At 59.5% G+C, this 20202-nt stretch carries 24 protein-coding genes; 17 read left to right on the forward strand and 7 right to left on the reverse strand.

Annotated features, from left to right (window positions below):
* Positions 1-2: 2 nt before the first annotated feature.
* The 11 genes from MU551_RS16900 to MU551_RS16950 all read left to right on the forward strand — a co-directional run bounded on the left by MU551_RS16900 (position 3) and on the right by MU551_RS16950 (position 10111).
* Positions 3-956 (forward strand): type II secretion system F family protein, encoded by a 954-nt coding sequence (locus MU551_RS16900; RefSeq protein ID WP_247046474.1) that lies wholly within the window; start codon positions 3-5, stop codon positions 954-956.
* 17 nt (positions 957-973) lie between these two features.
* On the forward strand, positions 974-1852 hold the full coding sequence (locus MU551_RS16905; RefSeq protein WP_247046475.1) for a type II secretion system F family protein: 879 nt from the start codon (positions 974-976) through the stop codon (positions 1850-1852).
* A gap of 547 nt (positions 1853-2399) precedes the next feature.
* Positions 2400-2636 carry a Flp family type IVb pilin gene (locus MU551_RS16910; RefSeq protein WP_247046476.1) on the forward strand — a complete coding sequence of 79 codons (237 nt, stop codon included), beginning with the start codon at positions 2400-2402 and terminating at the stop codon, positions 2634-2636.
* 87 nt (positions 2637-2723) lie between these two features.
* Positions 2724-3110, forward strand: a complete 387-nt coding sequence (locus tag MU551_RS16915) for a TadE/TadG family type IV pilus assembly protein (RefSeq protein ID WP_247046478.1) — start codon at positions 2724-2726, stop codon at positions 3108-3110.
* A 29-nt stretch (positions 3111-3139) separates the two neighbouring features.
* Complete coding sequence (locus MU551_RS16920) at positions 3140-4120, forward strand: pilus assembly protein TadG-related protein (RefSeq protein WP_247046480.1); 981 nt, start codon at positions 3140-3142, stop codon at positions 4118-4120.
* 38 nt (positions 4121-4158) lie between these two features.
* A complete protein-coding gene (cpaB, locus tag MU551_RS16925; protein ID WP_247046481.1) occupies positions 4159-4932 on the forward strand; it encodes a Flp pilus assembly protein CpaB in 774 nt (257 codons plus the stop codon).
* Positions 4929-6131, forward strand: coding sequence for a CpaE/TadZ family protein (locus MU551_RS16930; RefSeq protein ID WP_247046483.1), 1203 nt, complete (start codon positions 4929-4931; stop codon positions 6129-6131). The genes cpaB and MU551_RS16930 overlap by 4 nt, the downstream gene beginning before the upstream one ends.
* Entirely contained in the window at positions 6131-7708 is a 1578-nt protein-coding gene (locus MU551_RS16935) for a TadA family conjugal transfer-associated ATPase (RefSeq protein WP_247046485.1), read from the forward strand. Before MU551_RS16930 ends, MU551_RS16935 begins: the two co-directional genes overlap by 1 nt.
* On the forward strand, positions 7705-8637 hold the full coding sequence (locus MU551_RS16940) for a type II secretion system F family protein (protein ID WP_247046487.1): 933 nt from the start codon (positions 7705-7707) through the stop codon (positions 8635-8637). Before MU551_RS16935 ends, MU551_RS16940 begins: the two co-directional genes overlap by 4 nt.
* Before the next feature lie 2 nt (positions 8638-8639).
* Entirely contained in the window at positions 8640-9524 is an 885-nt protein-coding gene (locus MU551_RS16945; RefSeq protein ID WP_247046489.1) for a type II secretion system F family protein, read from the forward strand.
* Positions 9525-9652: 128 nt separating this feature from the next.
* Positions 9653-10111, forward strand: a complete 459-nt coding sequence (locus tag MU551_RS16950; protein WP_247046491.1) for an Hpt domain-containing protein — start codon at positions 9653-9655, stop codon at positions 10109-10111.
* An 18-nt stretch (positions 10112-10129) separates the two neighbouring features.
* On the opposite strand, the gene MU551_RS16955 is transcribed toward MU551_RS16950, so the two are convergent.
* Entirely contained in the window at positions 10130-10912 is a 783-nt protein-coding gene (locus MU551_RS16955; RefSeq protein ID WP_247046493.1) for a response regulator transcription factor, read from the reverse strand.
* Positions 10913-11058: 146 nt separating this feature from the next.
* Here MU551_RS16955 and MU551_RS16960 point away from each other — a divergent pair, with 146 nt between their 5' ends.
* From MU551_RS16960 to MU551_RS16985, 6 genes are all read left to right on the forward strand, one after another.
* Positions 11059-12771, forward strand: a complete 1713-nt coding sequence (locus tag MU551_RS16960; RefSeq protein ID WP_247046494.1) for a sensor histidine kinase — start codon at positions 11059-11061, stop codon at positions 12769-12771.
* Positions 12772-12925: 154 nt separating this feature from the next.
* Positions 12926-13480 carry an alternate-type signal peptide domain-containing protein gene (locus tag MU551_RS16965; protein ID WP_247046496.1) on the forward strand — a complete coding sequence of 185 codons (555 nt, stop codon included), beginning with the start codon at positions 12926-12928 and terminating at the stop codon, positions 13478-13480.
* A gap of 22 nt (positions 13481-13502) precedes the next feature.
* Positions 13503-14054, forward strand: a complete 552-nt coding sequence (locus tag MU551_RS16970) for a hypothetical protein (protein ID WP_247046499.1) — start codon at positions 13503-13505, stop codon at positions 14052-14054.
* Positions 14051-14641 carry a signal peptidase I gene (locus MU551_RS16975; RefSeq protein WP_247046501.1) on the forward strand — a complete coding sequence of 197 codons (591 nt, stop codon included), beginning with the start codon at positions 14051-14053 and terminating at the stop codon, positions 14639-14641. Before MU551_RS16970 ends, MU551_RS16975 begins: the two co-directional genes overlap by 4 nt.
* A 47-nt stretch (positions 14642-14688) precedes the next feature.
* The gene (locus MU551_RS16980) at positions 14689-15255 is read left to right on the forward strand and encodes a SipW-dependent-type signal peptide-containing protein (RefSeq protein ID WP_247046503.1); all 567 of its coding nucleotides are present in this window, start codon (positions 14689-14691) and stop codon (positions 15253-15255) included.
* A 4-nt stretch (positions 15256-15259) separates the two neighbouring features.
* Positions 15260-16306, forward strand: a complete 1047-nt coding sequence (locus MU551_RS16985; protein WP_247046504.1) for a signal peptidase I — start codon at positions 15260-15262, stop codon at positions 16304-16306.
* 35 nt (positions 16307-16341) lie between these two features.
* On the opposite strand, the gene MU551_RS16990 is transcribed toward MU551_RS16985, so the two are convergent.
* The 6 genes from MU551_RS16990 to rpmJ all read right to left on the reverse strand — a co-directional run bounded on the left by MU551_RS16990 (position 16342) and on the right by rpmJ (position 20181).
* Complete coding sequence (locus MU551_RS16990; protein ID WP_247046505.1) at positions 16342-17232, reverse strand: tRNA pseudouridine synthase A; 891 nt, start codon at positions 17230-17232, stop codon at positions 16342-16344.
* 31 nt (positions 17233-17263) lie between these two features.
* Positions 17264-17839, reverse strand: coding sequence for a 50S ribosomal protein L17 (gene rplQ / locus MU551_RS16995; RefSeq protein WP_247046508.1), 576 nt, complete (start codon positions 17837-17839; stop codon positions 17264-17266).
* A gap of 76 nt (positions 17840-17915) precedes the next feature.
* Positions 17916-18926: a DNA-directed RNA polymerase subunit alpha gene (locus MU551_RS17000; RefSeq protein WP_056626606.1), complete on the reverse strand. Its 1011-nt coding sequence runs from the start codon at positions 18924-18926 to the stop codon at positions 17916-17918.
* A 134-nt stretch (positions 18927-19060) separates the two neighbouring features.
* On the reverse strand, positions 19061-19462 hold the full coding sequence (gene rpsK, locus MU551_RS17005; RefSeq protein WP_018773682.1) for a 30S ribosomal protein S11: 402 nt from the start codon (positions 19460-19462) through the stop codon (positions 19061-19063).
* Between the two features lie 45 nt (positions 19463-19507).
* A complete protein-coding gene (rpsM, locus tag MU551_RS17010; RefSeq protein WP_011692780.1) occupies positions 19508-19885 on the reverse strand; it encodes a 30S ribosomal protein S13 in 378 nt (125 codons plus the stop codon).
* Between the two features lie 182 nt (positions 19886-20067).
* Positions 20068-20181 (reverse strand): 50S ribosomal protein L36, encoded by a 114-nt coding sequence (rpmJ, locus tag MU551_RS17015; RefSeq protein ID WP_009358722.1) that lies wholly within the window; start codon positions 20179-20181, stop codon positions 20068-20070.
* Positions 20182-20202 lie beyond the last annotated feature (21 nt).

A 20202-nucleotide genomic window follows, 5' to 3' on the forward strand; every position in this document is an offset into this window, starting at 1 on the left:
CCGTGCTGCCGGAAGAGGCCTCCCCCGCGGTCCTCGTTGTGGGGCTGTTCCTGGTCTACCTCGCCCTCTTTCTGCTGGGCTGGGTCGTCCTTAAGTCCCGGCCCGGGGTCCCGCTCTCCCGCCGGCGTCCCGATGTAGTCATGCATACGTCGGGTCTAACCCGCCTGACAGACCAAGCCGTTGGTGCATTGAACAAAGGTGTCAAACAGCGGGGCCCGGGACTCCTGACCAGGGACCGCCTGGACGAGTGCGGGCTCAAGAAGGACCCGGGCGACTATCTCCTCATGGCTGGAGTCGCCGCTCTCCTGGCAACCGTTTTCGGATTCTTCCTGGGAGGGGTAGTGCCAGCCCTTTTGCTCGCTGTAGTATCGCCGTTAATTTTTCATCTGGTTCTTAACCTGCTGGCGGCACGCCGCCGGCGCCAGTTCGATGAGCAGGTACCCGATACCCTCCAGATGTTGGCCGGAGGGCTGCGGGCTGGTCATAGCCTGCTACGGGCAGTCGATGCAGCCGCCCAGGAAAGCCAAGCGCCAATGGCGGAAGAATTGAGCCGCATCGTCAACGAGACCAGGATTGGCCGCGACTTGGGTGAATCCCTCAGCGAGGTGGCACGGCGAACTCAGAGCGAAGACTTTATGGCGATTGCCCAAGCCATCGAAATACACAGGGAGGTGGGCGGTGACTTGGCCGAGGTCCTGGATCACCTCGGCGACACTGTAAGAGACCGCAACCAAGTGCGGGGCCAAATCCGTGCACTCAGTGCAGAGGGACGAATGTCGGCAGTCGTTTTGATGGCGCTGCCTGTGGTGATGTTCATCGGATTAACACTGTTCAATTCGCTTTACTCCCGGGTTTTCTTCACCACTGTCGCGGGATACGTCCTCATTGCCGTCGCCATAGTCCTCCTGACGGTGGGCGGCCTATGGCTCAAGCAAATCGTCAAGCCCAAATTCTAGAAAGCAGGTGATTTTCGATGCAAGTAATCGCATATGCCGGAATCCTGGCCATCGTGGCCCCGGTGACACTTCTGACCTTCCTCGTCTTCACCGGCGACCGAGCTGGCATTCGGAAAATCCAGGCCAATTTGGGCATGCAGGTCACGGCCAAGAGCGGAAGCATCGACGTAAAAGAAAGACTCACACAGGTTGGCGAGCGTCTTACGCCGAAGGGTTATGCAGGTTGGCTGGACAAGCAGTTGGCGGGGGCAGGGCGGCCCAAGGAATGGCCACTGGCACGAATCATTATGATCAAACCGATGCTGGCCTTGGCCGGCGCAGGGCTCGGGCTGGTTTTCTTCCTCAGTTCTCCGTCAGCACCCAATTTCCTAATCTTGGTGGCTGTCACGGCGCTCTGCTATTTTGTCCCGGATATCCTCATTCGGAGCAACGCACAGAAGCGCCGGGAAGCCATCCGTATGGAGCTGCCCAACGCGCTGGATCAAATGCTGATTTCCGTCCAGGCCGGCCTAGGCTTTGAAATGGCAATGGGACGGGCAGGAAGCAACGGATCTGGCCCCTTAGCCGACGAACTTATCCGGACCTTGCAGGATATCCAGGTGGGAAGGTCCCGCAAGGACGCCTACCTCGCCTTGGCCGACAGGGTTGACGTTCCGGATGTACGTAGCTTCGTCCGCGCAGTTGTGCAGGCAGATGCCTATGGCGTCGCGATCGCGAATGTTCTCAAGGCTCAGGCCCAGGATATGCGCATCAAAAGGAAGCAGCGTGCAGAAGAACATGCCATGAAAATGCCTGTCAAGATGCTCTTCCCTCTCATCTTCTTCATCCTGCCCACGCTTTTCGTTGTGGTCCTTGGACCGACGGTGTTGAGCATCGTCGAAATGTTCTCAAGGTAGGCGTGCCATGTTCCTACATCAAGCCTCGAAATTCTGGGCGAATTTAGGACGCGTCCGAAGCTTCAGCGATGAGGAGCGTGGGTCAACCGCCACAGAGTACGGAATGCTCATGTCATTCCTGGCAATGATTGTCATAACAGGCATTACCCTCTTCGGCCTCGAACTGCTGGGCTGGTATGACGAATTGACGGCCCACCTCGAGCTCGTATTGGGAATTCCCTAACTAAATACCCAGATGGAGAACCTGGCCAAGCAGGTACTCCCCCTCCTAGACCGGACCTCCCGCGGAACCCAGACCGCGGGGGGTCCTCTTGCGTGCGCCCGAAACCTGCCGGGCAAAAACAGGATCATGCCGAGAAAGATCCTCTTGAGCTAAAGCCAGTGAAAGCGCAGGTTGCGCAGGATTTGTGCAGGAAAAAGGCCGATTGGGAAGCCTTAGCACAGGATGTTGCAAGTTCCAGTCAACACCCCGTCAAGCGTTGCTATGTTTTTTTCAGAGCTGGTGCAGGACCAGCCTCCTCCCCCTTAACTCGCTCAGGAGTCTCAAATGCTTTCTCTCTACACCAAAGCCGCAGTCCGCCTTCGTCGTGAAGAAAAGGGCGCAACCGCCGTCGAATACGGAATCATGGTGGCCCTCATCGCAGTTGTCATCATCGTCGCCGTTACCCTTCTGGGGTCAACGCTCACCGAGCTGTTCAACAAAACCGCATGTGAGGTCTCAGGGAAGAACTGGACAGCTTCCAACCCGTCCGCTACTCCGCCTGTAGTCGGTTCCTGCTCATAGTCGCTGACATCCCGGGGTGGCAGAAGCCTGCAGCTTCTGCCACCCCTCGACGTTTCCCACCAGCTTCGCTTTGAAAGGCTCTAAGGCATGGCAAAGGACTCCGAGCGCGGCGCGGCTGCGGTCGAATTTGCCCTCGTAGCACCCATCCTCGTCATGCTTTTGCTGGGAATCATGGAGTTCGGTCGGGCCTACAACGCTCAGGTTTCCCTCACCAATGCAGCCAGGGAAGGAGTCCGTGTCATGGCAGTCTCAAACAATCAGGCATCGGCCCGGACGGCTGCAAAGAATGCAGTCGTATCACTCAACCCCACCCTCGCTGATTCCAATATCGCCTTCCGTTCAACCGATGGAACAAGCGGCTGCACGGCCGACCGCCAGATGACGGTTACGATCACGTACTCGCTCAGAACGCTAACTGGCATAGCGGGACCGTTCACCATGACCGGCAGGGGCGTGATGCAATGCGGCGGCTGAAACTTAGTCCGGACCATGAACGCGGCGGAATGAGCGTCATTGTTGCCCTCCTCATGGTGGTCCTGCTGGGTTTCACCGCCCTCGCTGTGGACGTGGGAAAGCTCTATTCCGAAGAGGCACAGCTCCAGAACGGTGCAGACGCCGCAGCGCTGATGGTGGCACAGAGATGCGCCAGGGACCAGGCCGATCCGAATTGCACCACGACCTCCGCCCTTGCTGCGACCATTGTCAACGGCAATGCCTTGGATGGCCAGAGCAACCTAAGGTCCCTGGCTCTCGATTTGACGAACCGCACCGTAAGTGTCACGGCAAGTGCCCAGGAACAGGGCGAGGAACCACATAAGGTTTCGCTGCTTTTCGCCAACGCCCTTGGTATTTCCACTGCTGAGGTCAATGCAACATCCAGCGTCCGGTGGGGCAGTCCGGTGAAAGGTCCAGCGCCATTCCCCATTACCGTCTCCATCTGCCAGGTGCGCAACCAGACCGGGGTGATGCAATTACTCCAACTGCATAGCAATGGTGCCAACCCTGACTGTAATTACGGTCCTTCCGGGGCGGCAGTAGAAGGTGGCTTCGGTGGCCTAAAACAGGACACTGGCGCTTGCGGCGCCCAAATAAACATAGCGGCCAGCACAGCTGGAGGAGATACAGGAAACAATCCACCGCCGAACTGCGAGGCCACGCTGAACTCCTGGGCGGCGGACATGAACGCCGGCAAAGATGTCATCCTCCTACTCCCTATCTTCAATGCCGTTACCGGCACCGGGAACAACGCTGTCTATGGACTCAAGACGTTCGCCGCATTCAACGTGGAAGGGTGGAAATTCGGCACGCCCGGGCTTCCCTACACTTTCCGCAATAGATCGGCCGACAACACGTCTGGCCTTGAATGCCGGGAACCATGCCGAGGCATCATCGGCACTTTTATCGAATACGTTTCCTTGGCAGACGGCTATGAGTTGGGCGAAGTAGACCCAGACGGGGTCACCGTCGTCGAAATAAGCGGTTAGCGCACCGTGAGAAACCCGAACCCACACAGGAGCAGTAAGTGAAGTCACGATTGTTGGCAGGCGTCGCAGCAGTAGTGCTGGCCATCATCGGCGCCGTGCTCATGTTCACCTACGCCCAGGGAGCTGACCAGCGGGCGGTTCAAAACATGGAGCCTGTGGATGTACTGGTAGTGAAGACGGCGATCCCAGCCGGTACACCCGTCGAAGCCATCAAGGCGTCGGTGGCCATTGAGCAGTTGCCGGGCGCATCCGTTACCAAGAGTTCCCTTAAATCCTTCGACGGAATCACAGGCAAAGTAGCCGCAGTGGACCTCGTTCCGGGTGAACAACTTGTGGAGGAGCGCCTCGTGGCACCTGAGGAACTGAAAGCCTCTGGCTCAGTAAAGGTACCGCCCGGGCTGCAGGAGGTGTCCTTCCAGCTCGAGCCCCAGCGCGTCGTCGGCGGGCGGATAACACCCGGCGACCACGTCGGCGTCTTCATCTCCATGGAGAAGGGCGGCATAGAGGCCAAAGCTGACAAGGAGACCACGCAGTTCTCCGTCCACAAGGCTCTGGTAACGGCAGTCCAACGGGCACCTGAAGCTCCAGCCGCCGCGCAACCGGCACCAACAGCGGGGGCAACGCCGTCGGCCAATCCCCGGGATTCAACCCTCCCAACTGGTTCACTGATGCTCACTGTGGCAGTGAACGACGTGGAGGCAGCCAAAATCATTTTCGCATCCGAGTTTGCGAGTATCTGGCTCACGCGAGAACCCCTTGATGCCCAAGACAACGGACCCCGTATCTTTGATCGCACGGAGGTGTACAAGTGAGCCGCTTCGTACTGGTGACTCCCGACGTCGGGTTCGACAGCCGTGTGCGTCAGGCCGTAGCCGGCGGACTCCAAGGTGGTGTTCAAACCTTCTTTACGAGTGCTCTGCCCGCTGATCCCCACGAGCTGTTTACCCAGTTGGACCAGGAATTTCCCCAGGTCCTAATCCTGGGTCCCGAGGTTGCTGTGGAGGACGCACTCCGCCTCTCCACGGTGTTGGCCGTCGGTTTTCCCGAACTGAGTGTCGTCCTGGTCAATGAACCGGATCCATCGTTCATCCTGCACGCCATGCGCGCGGGCATTCGCGATATTCTCAGCCCCGCTTCCGATCCCGCCCAGATCCGTGTGCTCCTGGAACGGGCATGCCAATCATTCGTAAGCCGCCACAGGGCGCAGGAACCAAAACAACCAGGGAGTCCAGCGACGCCCAAGGGGCTCGTTATAGGTGTGTTTTCGCCCAAGGGTGGAGTGGGTAAGACAACGATTGCAACCAACATCGCTATCGGGCTCGGCAAGATCGCGCCGATGAGTGTAGTAATTGTGGACCTTGACTTGCAGTTCGGCGATGTTGCCTCAGGGCTCTATCTGGATCCTGAGCACACCGTTACTGACGCGGTTTCCCCAGCAGCTGCCCAGGATTCCCTGGTGATGAAGGCCTTCCTCACTGTCCATCCTGGAAGCATCTATGCCCTCTGCGCTCCACCGAACCCGGTGGAAGCTGACGAAATCGCTCCGGAACAGATCAGCCGTCTGCTGGAGCAGCTGGCGGAGGAGTTCCAGTACGTTGTGGTGGACACTGCACCAGGTCTCCCCGAGATCGGCTTGGCCGCCATGGAACGGTGCACTGACGTTGTATGGGTCAGCGGCATGGACATCCCGAGTGTGCGCGGACTGCGCTCAGGGCTGGATGTCCTGCGCCAACTCGACATACTGCCGGAGACGCGCCACGTAGTCCTCAACATGGCTGATGCAAAAGCGGGCCTGACCGTCCAAGACGTGGAGTCCACTATCGGTGCTCCCGTCGACATTAGTATCCCTCGTTCCAGGGCAGTCGCCTTTTCCACCAATCGAGGCATTCCCGTTCTCCAGGAGCCTGCAAAAGATCCGGCCACCAAAGGGCTTCGCCAACTTGTGGAAAGGTTCAATCCGACCTGGCGAGCCCAGGCCCAACGAAAGCTGCACCGAAGGGTGGTTGTCTAATGAAACTCTCCGAGCGCATCCAGGCGGCCCAAGTAAAGGGGCAGCCGCAACAGGCAACCGTAGCCGGAGCCTCTCCCGCGGCCGCTCACAACACTCGGGTAGCACCGCCAAGCCCGTCAAAGCCGAGTGAATCCAGGCTCACCGCTATCAGCCGTCAGGCCACCAAGTCTGGTCCAGCAGCACCTCCGACTCCCCATGCAGCAGCGGCGAGCGCTCCTTCCGGTGGGGGTTTCGCTGATCAGTTTGATCAGGTCAAACCGAAAACACAGCAACCGGTTGACGTCTTTGCCGCCCTTAAGGAGCGTGCCGCTACAGCGTTGTTTGAGCGCATGGGATCGCGCTTTAACGATTCTGCCGTCACCGAACACGAGCTCAGGACCAGCGCGCGCGAAGAGCTGACGCGGATTATCGACACAGAACAGGTTCCCCTTTCAGCCGAGGAGCGATCACGGCTTGTTCGTGACGTGGCCGACGACGTCCTGGGTTACGGGCCGCTTCAGCGACTGCTTGACGATCCGGCCGTCACCGAGATCATGGTGAACCGCATGGACCAGATCTATGTGGAGCGCAAGGGACAATTGACGCTGACCGATTCCCGCTTCAGTTCTGAAGCCCATCTGCGGAAAGTAATTGAACGGATCGTGTCAAAGGTGGGACGGCGCATCGACGAATCTTCACCTCTTGTAGATGCCCGGCTCGAAGACGGCTCCCGTGTTAATGCCGTGATCCCGCCACTCGCAGTTGGAGGCTCTTCTCTCACTATCCGAAAATTCAGCAAGGTGCCCCTGACGGTGCGCAACCTGATCGATTTCGGGACGCTCACGCCGGAAATGGCGGAGCTGCTGAACGCCTGTGTAAAGGCAAAGCTCAACATCATTGTTTCCGGTGGCACGGGTACCGGGAAAACAACCCTTCTGAACGTGCTTTCATCTTTCCTCCCGGCGAATGAACGAATCGTGACTATCGAGGACGCCGTCGAGCTCCAGATCCAGCAGGAGCATGTGGTGAGGCTGGAAAGCCGTCCACCTAATACCGAGGGGAAGGGTGAAGTGACGATCCGTGAGCTGCTCCGAAATTCCCTCCGGATGCGGCCCGACCGCATAGTGGTGGGCGAGGTCCGTGGCGGAGAGTCCCTGGACATGCTTCAGGCCATGAACACCGGACATGACGGGTCCCTCTCGACCGTGCACTCCAACTCTCCTCGCGATGCTGTGGCACGCCTCGAAACACTCGTACTGATGGCGGGCATGGACCTACCGCTGAGGGCCATTCGCGAACAAATTGCGTCTGCCGTGAATCTGATCGTCCAGATTTCCCGTCTGCGGGATGGCACAAGGCGAATCACCCACGTAACGGAAGTCCAGGGCATGGAAGGCGACATCGTTACGCTTCAGGATGCTTTTGTCTTTGACTATTCAGCAGGCGTGGATCAGCATGGGCGCTTCATGGGCAGCCCTGTTGCCACCGGAATCCGGCCTCGGTTTATCGACCGCTTTGAAGATCTGGGTATCCATGTGTCCCCGGGGGTCTTCGCCACTCCTGCTGCTCCCGCTGTCCCGAATGTGGGCCGGCCATGATGTTGACAGTCGGAGCGGTTCTTTTCCTTGCGGCGGCCGTTCTCTTGGGTGTTGCCCTCATCGTCCGCCCCGCTCCTGAAATACCCCTCAACAGACGGCGGCCCTTCGAAGGCAACGCTCCCTCGCAGCTGACCCGTATCGCCGGTAAAACAGTCGGTACCTTTGACAGAGCCCTCGCCGGCGGAAATCTTCGCCTCTTTAACCGGGATGCGTTGGAACATGCAGGACTTCGCATGACCCAGGCTGAATTCATTGTCCTGGTTCTGGCAGGTGGGGTGGTGGGTGCATTGATCGGGCTGATAGTACTTGGACCGATCCCCGCCATACTCCTGTTTATCCTCGCACCTTTCGTTGGCCACGTGGTCTTGAACGTCCTGGCCGGTAAGAGGCGCAACAGATTCGATGAACAGCTCGGCGACACCCTTCAACTGCTTGCCGGTGGACTTCGCGCCGGTCACAGCATCCTCCGTGCCGTGGATGCCGCCGCCAATGAATCGCAGAGCCCGACGTCGGAAGAGATGCGCCGCGTAATCACCGAAACCAGCCTCGGGCGCGATCTGCTGGCCTCGTTGACCGACACCTCCGAGCGGATGAAGAACGAGGACTTCGTCTGGATAGCACAAGCGATCCAAATCAATCGTGAGGTAGGCGGCAATTTGGCGGAGGTCCTCGATCAGGTGAATGAAACCATTCGTGAACGCTCCGAGATCAAGGGGCATATCAAAGCGCTCGCGGCCGAGGGAAAGTTCTCGGCCTATATCCTCATGGCTTTGCCCATTGGCATCGTAGTCATGCTGATGGCGGTAAACCCTGGATATATGAACTCCATGTTCACCAACCCCCTGGGATGGGGGATGATCGCAGCCTCCGTAATCATGATGACCATAGGCGGTTTGTGGATGCGCAAAATCATCGATCTGAAGTTCTGATCATGAATCCATTGATATTGTCCTCGCTCCTCCTGGTAGCCCTGCCCATCGGCTTTCTCACCTGGTCCATCCTCTCTGTTGACCGCAAGAGCCGGACAGCCACCGTGGATATCCTGACGCGCGGCCGGCAGAACGCCGAAGCTCCGGAGAAAAGCAGCAGTGACTTACTTTCCGCCATTGGTTACCGTCTAACGCCGACGGCCTATGTCCGTAAACTCGATCGGCTGCTTTCGCTCGCAGGCAGGCCTGTGGCTTGGCCGCTGGGCCGGATCCTCGCAGCGAAACCCGTCTTGGGATTGCTCGGCGCGGCGCTGGGTCTTCTGATCAGTACCAGCAGCCCGGCTCCACTTATCAAGCTCGTGGGCCTTTTCGTGCTGTTCCTTGGATACTTCATTCCTGATCTCATGCTTTACAGCAAAGGCATGGAACGGCAGAAGGCCATGCAGCTGGAGCTGGCCAACACTTTGGACCAGATGCTCATCGCCGTCGAAGCCGGATTGGGTTTCGAAGGTGCCATGGCGCGCGCAGGCGAAAATGGCAAGGGTCCGCTGGCCGAAGAACTGGTCCGCACCCTGCAGGACATGCAGGTAGGCCGCAGCCGCCGCGAATCCTATCTGGCGTTGGCTGAGCGCACCAACCTTCCTGAGCTACGCAGCTTTGTCCAGGCGATCGTCCAGGCAGACACCTATGGGATTGCCATCAGCCGGGTACTGAGAGTCCAGGCCAAGGTGATGCGCGTGAAGCGCCGTCAAAGGGCTGAAGAGAAGGCCATGAAGCTTCCGGTAAGCATTCTCTTTCCCCTGCTTTTCTTCATCTTTCCTGTGCTCTTCATCGCGATTCTGGGCCCTGCGGTCATCAACGCCATCACCACTTTCAGCGGCCAATGATGAGCTCATGCAGCCCCCGCCCAGGCTCTCAAGGATGCCCGCGTTTAGGCTCTCAAGGAAGTCACAATGTTTCCGCAGGATATGCCGAGGGCGGCCAGTTCCGCCAAATCAGGAAGTAGCCTTAACTCATGTCGATTCCAAGCCCTATGTCCAGTGACGGTGGTGTTAGCCGCTTCTTGCCAGCAGCACCGCTGGGGCACGCGGGCTTGGCAGCAGACTTCGGACTCCTTGACCTTCTGTTGGTGGACCCCGCAGTGTTGAAGGACCTAGAAGACCAACTGGATGGCCGGGCCGTGGCGCTCAGATTTGTCAGCGACTACACCGATATGTGGGAACAGCGGTTCCGTCGTCTGGCCGCTGCCGTCGCAACTCAGGACTGGCCGGCAGCAATGGACGCCGTGATCAGCCTGAAGATTGCGTCGTCCATGGTGGGCGGCCAGCGACTGGCATGGCTGGCCGAAAGCTTGGAAAAGCTCATCCGCCGTGAGGATTACTCCGCGGCGAATGCCCTTCTGGCGGACATTGCTGAGCATGGCGGACAAACCATCCGCGAGCTCCGCTTTATGTACTTAGAGGTCGCAGAGTAAGGTCCAGGTTCAATCGCCTCAGTTGGACTCGTCCGGTTTGGACGGAGCGAGCCGGTAACCCACTCCACGAACCGTCTGAAGCCAGCGGGGTGACTGCGGATCCTCTCGGAGTTTCCGGCGGAGGTTGCCAATGTGAACTTCAACTGCCCGCTCGTCCGATTCGCTGATATACGTATTCTCTTCGTAGTAATCACCCCGGACCACCCGTACCAGGTCAGCCTTCGTACACACCGCACCCCCACCCCGGAGCAGTTCGTGCAGAAGGTCGAACTCGCTGCGGGTAAGCCCCAATGCTTCACCGCGGAGCAGAACCGAGCGGGTTTTGCGGTTCAGGTCCAGGCCGTTGTGCCGCAGAACGGCTGTGTCCTGCTGGGCGGCGGGAACTGCCGACGTTGCCGGAGCCGCCGGCGGTTGCGCCCCTTCGGCGTTGTACCTGGGCCGCCGCATCATCGCGGCGACACGGGCCCGCAGTTCGCGTGGCCGGAAGGGTTTGGCGATGTAGTCGTCCGCACCGGCGTGAAGAGCCATCAACACATCAGGCTCCTCGGTCCGGCCAGTCAGCATCACCACATAGGCGTCGCTGAAGTTCCGGATTCTCCGAAGCACCTCGAAGCCGTCAATGTCCGGTAGCCCCACATCAAGCGTCACAACATTGGCTTGATGCTCCCGAACAATTTCAACCCCCTGGCGTCCGTCCGCTGCCGAATGAACTTCAAAGCCGGCTTGCCCCAAAACCGCCTCCAAAAGGTTACGCATGTCGGCGTCGTCTTCGATGACAACGGCCACCCCAAGATCGTTCATTTGTTACCCCATGTCCGGTGAATTCCCTCATCTGCCCAGCGCCAATGTGGCATTCACTGCAACACTATCTACGCTACAAGGCTCAATGTCACTTAGCACCACTTTTTTCATCACGAATGGCCTCGCGTCATTTATCATGACACTAAATGCAAAATAAAGAATCGAGTGACCGCTTTATAGCGCGCACGGTTGACCGGTACTTCCGGAGACTCGGACCACGGGCTCAGGTGGCTTTGTGCCAGCTGCCGCTGACGGTCATCATTGTCGGTCTGGTTATTGCCGCACCGGCTGCATGGCCGGCTGTGCTGACAAGCGAATTGTTCATTGCATCGCTCGTGTTACATGCCCTGTTGTTTGCGGGTTGCCTGTTGGTTCCGTGGGAGCGGTTGGGTCCGTATGCCCAGTTGGTCATACCCATCCTGGACCTTGTCGCCATCGGGCTCAGCCGCAACGGCGCTGCGCCGAATTTGCAGGGCCTCAGCGTACTGGCAATATTTCCTGTTATTTGGCTGTCCGCCTCGGGTATGGCCGCCAAAACAGGCATAATACTGAGCTTTTTCGGGCCCGCTCTCATTGGACTGCCAAGTCTGTTGGCGAAAATCCCCCACATCACGCCGGCTGATATAACCACTGCTGTGCTGTTGCCCTTCATGATGCTGGCCGTTTCCCTGGCCGTTCGTTTTGCAAGCGTCAATATGAGGCTTCAGCAACGCCGTCTCGAATCCCAAGAAGCGGAAATGCGAAATCTTCTTGCCGCCAGCAAGGAGAATGAGCGCCTACTGCACACAATTTTGGACACCGTTGATGTGGGAATTATTGCTGTTGATGCTGACGGCAAAGTCCTGCTCGTCAACGATCAGCAGAATCATTTTGAGTCCGCGGCCCGTCCGGTTGGCCACACCCTGGATGCTGACCCTTCTTTGAAGAACGACGGGGACGACACCCAACCCCTGCTCCTGAGCCAGGACCGTAAGACTCCCCTCCCTCCCGACCGGCACCCGGTCAAGCGCGCAATCCGTGGTGAAACCTTCGCCGATCACCTTGTGTGGTTTGGCGAGAGCCCGCGCCAGCGTGCCGTTTCCACTGCCGCCAGGGCGATTCGAAACGACGACGGCGGGTTCGACGGCGCCGTCGTCGTGTTCAACGACGTGACGGGGCTGGTAGAGGCCATCTCGGCAAAAGATGAATTCGTTGCGAACGTTTCGCACGAGTTCCGGACTCCTTTGAACGCTGTTATTGGCAACCTGGACCTAGTGCTGGAGGACGAAGAGGCGCTGTATCCGCTGGCAGTGGAACGCCTCGAAGTCGCACAGAGGAACGCAGAGCGCTTGCTGGCACTCGTCTCCGACCTATTGGTTTCCGCATCCGCGGCTGCCCATATCTACCCTCGCAAAACGGATCTCGCGGGTTTGGTGGAGTCCAGTATCGGCTCGGCGCATCTCCACGCCGAGCGGTCCCGCGTGGAGTTGGATACCGATGTCCCTGCCCCGCTGTGGGTGCATGTTGACCCCCTTCGGATAGGTCAAGCACTGGATAACCTCGTTTCCAACGCCATCAAGTACTCCCCCGATGGAGGCCATGTGAAGGTTTCCGCACGCTCTGAAAAGGGCTGGGTAAGGCTCCAGGTTCAGGATGCCGGGATGGGCATGACGGAGGCCGAAACGTCACGGATCTTCACCAGGTTTTATCGGAGCGCTGCCGCTAAGGAGGCCAGCATTCCGGGAGTGGGGTTGGGGTTGTCCATCACGAAAGCCATCGTGGAACGCCATGGCGGCGAAATCTCGTGCACCAGCAAACCCGGCGCCGGCAGTACCTTCACGGTCGCCCTCCCAGCCGACGGTCCCCCTTCGCAGGCCTAAAGCGGCCGATTTGACTAACTCTTGAGCATTCCTGCGTCAATGCTGGGAAGAACTCAATCACCCCTTGAGTGGAGATCGCAACAATTATTGCAACGGGACGCTCAGGTCCCGCAGTAAGGTCTCAGCAGTACAAAGGTCTCAGGGGGGACACAAAATGAATAAAGCAACCAAAGGCGCAATAGCGGCCGGCGCAGCAGGCATCCTGCTCCTGGGGGGAGCAGGTAGCTTCGCGCTCTGGGAAGACCTCGACAGCATTTCTGGCGGGACCGTTTCCACTGGCCAAATGACCCTGGCGGTTGGCGCGGGCACATGGGCTCAAACAGCCACTCCTGCTACGCCGATCAATATCGCCACTTTTGACATCGTTCCTGGCGACAGTCTCACGTACACAACCACCGTGACTGCCACAGCCACAGGCGACAATCTCAAGGGTGAACTCAAAATCGCCGGAAGCACGCTTGTCACAGCCTTCAACGCATTGCCAGCTGAACATGTCGCCGCCACCGTCACTAACACCGCCGTCGACGGCGGAGGCCTTCTGGTAGACGATAACAATGCAAACCTGATGACTTTTGTAGAGTCCGGCACGCCGTACACCTTCAACGTGAAGATTACCGTTGCCTTCAGCAGCGCTGCTAATGAATTGGACGACCAGAACCTCGACCTGGCCCTCCCTGCACTGGGCTTGACCCTCGAGCAGAAGCTGTAATTCCTTTCACTCGGAGATCACGATGACGAAGAGACTGTGGCTGATTCTTGCCGGGATGGTGGTGCTGGTCATGCTTGTTTCGACCAGCACCACCGGAGCTCTCTGGCAGGATCAGTCAGCCGTCGATGTCGGTTCAATTTCCTCTGGCAGCCTCACACTGCTCGTGGGCGGGCAGGACGAAACGTATGTGTTCACGGCGCTCAACGCCAGTAATCTGATCCCGGGGCAGTCCGTCCGGGCACCGCTCAGCATCAGCAACGGCGGAAGCACCAATATGACGTACGGTCTTACCGCCAGCACCACAGCAGCCGCCGGCCCGGCCGATGAGGCGCTGGCCGCCTCGCTTCGCGTAACGGTCACGGACAACGCAGCATGCGATGCCCCACAGATCCAGGTTGCGGGCCTTCCCTTCCAAGCACCGCTGGACACGGCGACATTTACGGGAAGGGAACTGGCGCCGTCGTCGTCTGAATCTCTTTGCATTGAGGTCGAACTGGACGCCAATGCACCCATCACTGCCGCCTCAGGGTCTACAGCGGCGACTTTTACTTTCAGGGGTGACCAGAAGCTATGAGCATCACGGAGTCAGCACCCAAATCAACGGGTCCGTTGTGGTGGATCCTGCAGACCGCGTCGTGGATGCTCTTGCTGACCGTTGTGGCATTGCTCGTGGCAATGATCGGCCTTCCACGCGCTACCGGTGCGACCCCCTACACGGTGCTGACGGGATCAATGCGTCCAACGATGGATCCGGGAAGCCTGGTTGTCATCAAGCCGATCGAAGCCAGTGAATTGAAGGTCGGCGACGCCATCACCTACCAGATCCGTTCGGGTGAACCGGAAGTGGTCACGCACCGGATCATTTCCATTGCACAGACGCTGGGCGGAGAAACCCTCTTCACCACACAGGGGGATGCCAACCCGCATCCGGATGAAAAGCCGATCAAAGCGGGCCAGATTCGCGGTGTCGTCTGGTACAGCATTCCGTTCGCTGGCTATCTGAATTCGCTCCTGACAGGCGAGCAGCGCATCTGGGCCGTCGGCTCCGCGGTGGTCTTCCTGCTCGGCTATGCCGTATTCATGGGGATCGGTGCCATGATGGACGCACGGAGGTCCGTGCGGAAGTCAGGGGGCGCACGCACCAAGGTGAGCGCACCGTGAGATCCGAAATCCCTCTGGTGGGAAATCGGGGAGCAAAGGGGCGAGCCATGGCAACTGACCGGAGTATCCGTATTCGAGCCCTGCTGGCGGCCGGAATGGTGTTTGGCCTCGGCGCGGTTGGAACTCTGGCTGCCTGGACGGATGAGTCCACGGCCACCGCCACCTTCAGCGCAGGAACGCTCGATCTGAAACTAGGTACTGCTCCTGAAGGTCCGTTTACCGATTCAATGGCGCTAACCAGCCTGGATATGGCTTCAATGTACCCGGGTGCGAGCAAGGCCGGGATGATCTCAGTCTCCAACTCCGGCACAGTCCCGCTCGCCTACGCCCTCGCCGGAACGGCTTCTGGTGATCTGGGCGCGGCGTTGACTGTCAGTGTCTTTGCCGGTGGTGCTGCAACAAACAATGCATCTACGGGATCCTGCAGCGGTACTCTGCTGGGAACCGCAGACCTGCCGTTGGCCGAGGCGCTCATTTCCTCGGGCCGGTCTCTCCCCGCCGCAGGCACCGAAAGCCTTTGCCTGCTGGTGAAATTGCCTGCCACCGCTGCTAACAGCCTCCAAGGCGCCACCACAACAGCCACCTTCACGTTCACCGGCAGCATGGGGAGCTAGCAGCATGACCAAGCTCCCGCCGCTCCAGAACAACCTGCTTACCCTTGGAGCGGTCCTCGGAACTCTTTGCCTCCTCGCAGCACTGGCGGGGATGATGCTGGGAGCCAAGCCGTTGATTTTCCGCACGGGTTCCATGGCCCCTGCGATTGCAACCGGCTCCTTGGGCGTTAGCGTTCCGGTGGAGGCCCGCGAAATCAAGACCGGCGACGTCGTCAGTGTCGAAAATTCGGCTGGTGTCCGTATCACTCACAGGGTTGTTGTCTCAGATGTAGCAGACGGAGCAGCAACTCTGACCCTCAAGGGAGACGCCAACACCGTCCCCGATCCCGAACCCTATGTCCTTAAGAAGGCGGATCGGGTGGTTTTCTCGGCACCGTTGCTGGGCTATGGGGTGGCATGGCTCAGCAGTCCTGCAGCAATGTTCGTGGGAGGACTCTTCACGGCTTATCTGCTCTATGTGGCCTTCGGACCTCGCCACGGCAAACGGCGGGCACTACCCCCGAAAGATGCAGGTTCTGACAATGGTGGAGAGTCTGGCTATAAGGAGCCGGACAGGCAACAGAATCCAGGCAGTAAGGCCCGCCACAGCGTTAAGCGCATGGCAGCAACTCTGGTGGCCAGTCTCGCTCTGGTCGCCGCAGGTGCACTTCACATCAGCTCCCCCGGGTATGCTGCGTTCCTTGACTCAACCTCGGCCTCAGCCAACTTCACGGCCACGGCCCTCCGGGCGCCGACGCTGAGCTGTACGAATTCAGGCCTCAACGATGTAACGCTGACTCTGACACACTCTGGAGACCCCGCCACCTTTCACGAGCTGGTGTCCGGGACACCTGCAAAGACCTGGAGTTCGGGAGCCTGGCCGGCAGGGGGCCTGGTCAGTTACACGGTAGATGCCGACGATAAGTCTTTCATTTTCAGCCAGACGACAAGCGTTACCTTCTCAGGCCTCTCAAAAATCAGCTTGTGGACCTCGCCGGCGTCCACAAGTCTGGTTACCTACACGCCCAAGGCAGCTCTTGGACTCATCCCCGCAAAGCTCCGGTGCGCCTAGGCCACAACTGCGAACCGCGGCACCGGGCCAAGGCCCTAGGTCCGCAGCGCCCGGGTAAGCTCGGCGCGGGCCAGCAGTTCGCTGTCCGAGGGATAGGCAACCTCTTCCAGGACGAGCGGATGCGGGGCGGCCAAGACGGACCGGGCATCACGCTTCTGCAGCAGCAGCCGCTCATGAAGCCACCCCGGGTACTCCACCCCTTCGCCTACGTAAAGGGCCGATCCGATGAGGGCACGCACCATGTTGTGGCAAAAGGCGTCCGCCTGGACCGTTGCCACAATGACGCCGTCAGTCCCCCGTGCGAATTCGAACCGCTGGAGCTCGCGGATGGTGGTGGAACCTTCCCTGGGTTTGCAATAAGAGAGGAAGTTCTGCAGGCCCAGGAGTTTGGAGGCGCCTTCGTTCATCAGCGTTACATCCAACGGCGACTTGTGCCACAAAGTGGAGTACCTGCCCAAGGGATCCCAGAGTGCCGGACCGTCCGCAATGCGGTAGCTGTACCGCCTCCAGAGGGCAGAAAAGCGCGCGTCAAAGCCTTCGGGGGCCACTGTCACCCTGTGGACTTCAATGGCCCCTGTGAGGTCACCAAGGCCCCTGCTGAGGGCTCCCCTCAGGCGCCTGAGGAGGGCGACGGCGGGATCCAGTTCGGCGCCCCGGTTCAGCCCCAGCCACTCGGCTCGGGTGAGGTCAAGATGCACTACCTGACCGCGGGCGTGCACCCCGGCGTCGGTGCGTCCGGCCACTGTTACCCGTACCGGCCGCCGGATCAGCAGAGCCAGGGCCTCCTCCAGAACACCTTGTACGGTCCTGAGTCCGGGCTGTACTGCCCAGCCACTGAACGGCCCGCCGTCGTACCCCAAATCGAGCCGGATACGCAAAAACCCGCCGTCCCCTATGACGGGGGCAGCGGGTTTTTGGTCGTTCATAGACTTAAGTCTAAGCCAAGGTTTTAGCGAATTACTTCGCGTCCTTTTCCTCAGCAGCAGGCTCTTCAGCAGCTTCCTCAGCGGCAGGTGCCTCTTCAGTCTCAGCAGCTTCAGTCTCAGCAGCTTCGGTCTCAACAACCTCGGCCTCAGCAGCTTCTTCAGCAACCGGAGCAGCAGCTGCTTCCTTCTTGTCGGCGTCGCGCTTGGCAGCGTTGGTAGCCTCGGCTACCACGGCCTGCTTTGCGGAAACCGGCTCAAGAACGAGCTCGATGACAGCCATGGGAGCGTTATCGCCCTTGCGGTTGCCGATCTTGGTGATGCGGGTGTAGCCGCCGTCGCGGTTCTCCACAGCCTTGGCGATGTCGGTGAACAGCTCGTGGACGACGCCCTTGTTGCTGATCAGGCCGAGTACGCGACGGCGGGAAGCGAGGTCACCGCGCTTGGCGAAAGTCACCAGGCGCTCGGCGTACGGCTTCAGGCGCTTGGCCTTGGTCACCGTGGTGGTGATCCGCTTGTGCTCGAACAGTGCTGCTGCCAGGTTCGCGAGCATAAGACGCTCGTGAGCCGGGCCGCCTCCGAGGCGCGGACCCTTAGTGGGGGTAGGCATAATTGTTTCTCCTCATATGAAAGCCAGTGGGCCGAGCACAACGTGGTGCGCCGGCCCGCTGGCCAAGATCTGCTTGTTAGAGCTCGTCGTCGCTGAAAGCGGCGTCGTCCTCTTCGATGGCTGCGGCGCGGGCTGCCAAGTCGAAACCGGGAGGTGAGTCCTTGAGGGACAGACCCAGTTCAACCAGCTTTGCCTTGACCTCATCGATGGACTTGGCACCGAAGTTACGGATGTCCATCAGGTCAGCCTCGGAGCGGGCAACGAGTTCACCCACGGTGTGGATGCCCTCACGCTTGAGGCAGTTGTAGGAACGGACGGTGAGGTCCAGATCCTCGATCGGCAGAGCCATGTCTGCTGCCAGGGCAGCATCCGTCGGCGACGGGCCAATCTCGATACCTTCAGCTGCGGTGTTCAGCTCGCGGGCCAGACCGAACAGTTCCACCAGGGTGGTGCCTGCGGAAGCAACGGCGTCGCGGGGAGCGATTGCCTGCTTGGTCTCGACGTCGACAATCAGCTTGTCGAAGTCAGTGCGCTGCTCAACACGGGTGGCTTCCACGCGGAAAGTAACCTTCAGCACCGGCGAGTAGATCGAGTCGACCGGGATACGGCCGATCTCGGCGTCGCCGGACTTGTTCTGAGCTGCCGAAACGTAGCCGCGGCCGCGCTCGATGGTCAGTTCGAGCTCGAACTTGCCCTTCGAGTTAAGCGTGGCGATGTGCAGATCCGGGTTGTGGAATTCGACGCCGGCCGGCGGAGCGATGTCCGCAGCGGTGACGACTCCCGGGCCCTGCTTGCGCAGGTAAGCAACAACCGGCTCATCGTGCTCGGAGGACACGGAGAGGTTCTTGATGTTCAGGATGATCTCGGTGACATCTTCCTTGACACCCGGAACCGTGGTGAACTCGTGCAGCACGCCATCGATCCGGATGCTGGTGACAGCAGCGCCGGGAATGGAGGAGAGCAGGGTACGGCGGAGGGAGTTTCCGAGGGTGTATCCAAAGCCCGGCTCCAGCGGTTCAATGATGAAGCGGGAGCGGTTATCGGAGACGACCTCTTCGGAGAGGGTGGGGCGCTGTGCAATGAGCACTTAGGTTTCCTTTCGGCGAGCATCCGCTATATGACGCAACACAGGTGGTGGAAAGTTCGGTCTAAAGACTTAAAGCGGGCGGGCTTGCCCGGACCTGTTACGGTCCGGGCAAGCTCACGCTGCTGGGAGTAGCCTTAGACGCGGCGGCGCTTCGGCGGACGGCAGCCGTTGTGGGCGCTGGGGGTTACGTCCTGGATGGACCCAACCTCGAGGCCAGCGGCCTGCAGTGAACGGATAGCAGTCTCGCGTCCGGATCCCGGTCCCTTGACGAAAACGTCAACCTTGCGCATGCCGTGCTCCTGTGCACGCTTTGCAGCAGCTTCGGCAGCCATCTGGGCAGCGAACGGGGTGGACTTACGTGAGCCCTTGAATCCAACCTCACCGGACGAAGCCCAGGAGATGACAGCACCGTTCGGGTCCGTGATGGACACGATGGTGTTGTTAAAGGTGCTCTTGATGTGCGCCTGGCCAAGCGCGATATTCTTCTTGTCCTTCTTACGCGGCTTGCGAACCGCGCCACGAGTCTTCGGGGGCATTATTTCTCCTACAGAAAGTTTATTGGGGAAAGTCAGCAGCTATTTCTAGCGGCCGGCTTTCTTCTTGCCGGCGACGGTACGCTTCGGGCCCTTGCGGGTACGTGCGTTGGTCTTCGTACGCTGTCCGCGTACGGGCAGGCCCTTGCGGTGACGCAGGCCTTCGTAGCTGCCGATTTCAACCTTGCGGCGAATGTCAGCTGCTACTTCGCGGCGAAGGTCACCCTCAACCTTGTAGTTGCCTTCAATGTAGTCACGCAGCTCAACCAGCTGCGCGTCCGTCAGGTCTTTGACCCGAACGTCAGCGCTGATGCCGGTAGCAGCCAGGGTTTCGTGTGCACGGGTCTTGCCCACGCCGTAGATGTAAGTAAGCGCAATTTCCAGCCGCTTTTCGCGGGGAATGTCTACGCCAGCGAGACGAGCCATAGTGGCAGTGCTCCTTGAATAAACCGGAGGTCGTAGGCAGTACACCCGTACGTTCTGTACGGCCCCAGCCTCCGACCGGGGGTTAGCTGTCCAGGCTCGTTGTTACTCGATGTCCCGGTTCAGCTTGTGCTGCCTTTTATTTACTTGCGTGGGTTAGCAACCCAGGGATTTCCAGAAGGAAATTAGCCCTGGCGCTGCTTGTGGCGCGGGTTCTCGCAGATCACCATGACCCGGCCATTACGGCGGATCACTTTGCACTTTTCGCAGATCTGCTTGACGCTCGGCTTGACCTTCATGGCGTTCCTTTGCGTGTTGCA

This window comes from Arthrobacter rhizosphaerae, from assembly GCF_023062595.1.
Classification (GTDB): Bacteria; Actinomycetota; Actinomycetes; order Actinomycetales; family Micrococcaceae; genus Arthrobacter; species Arthrobacter rhizosphaerae.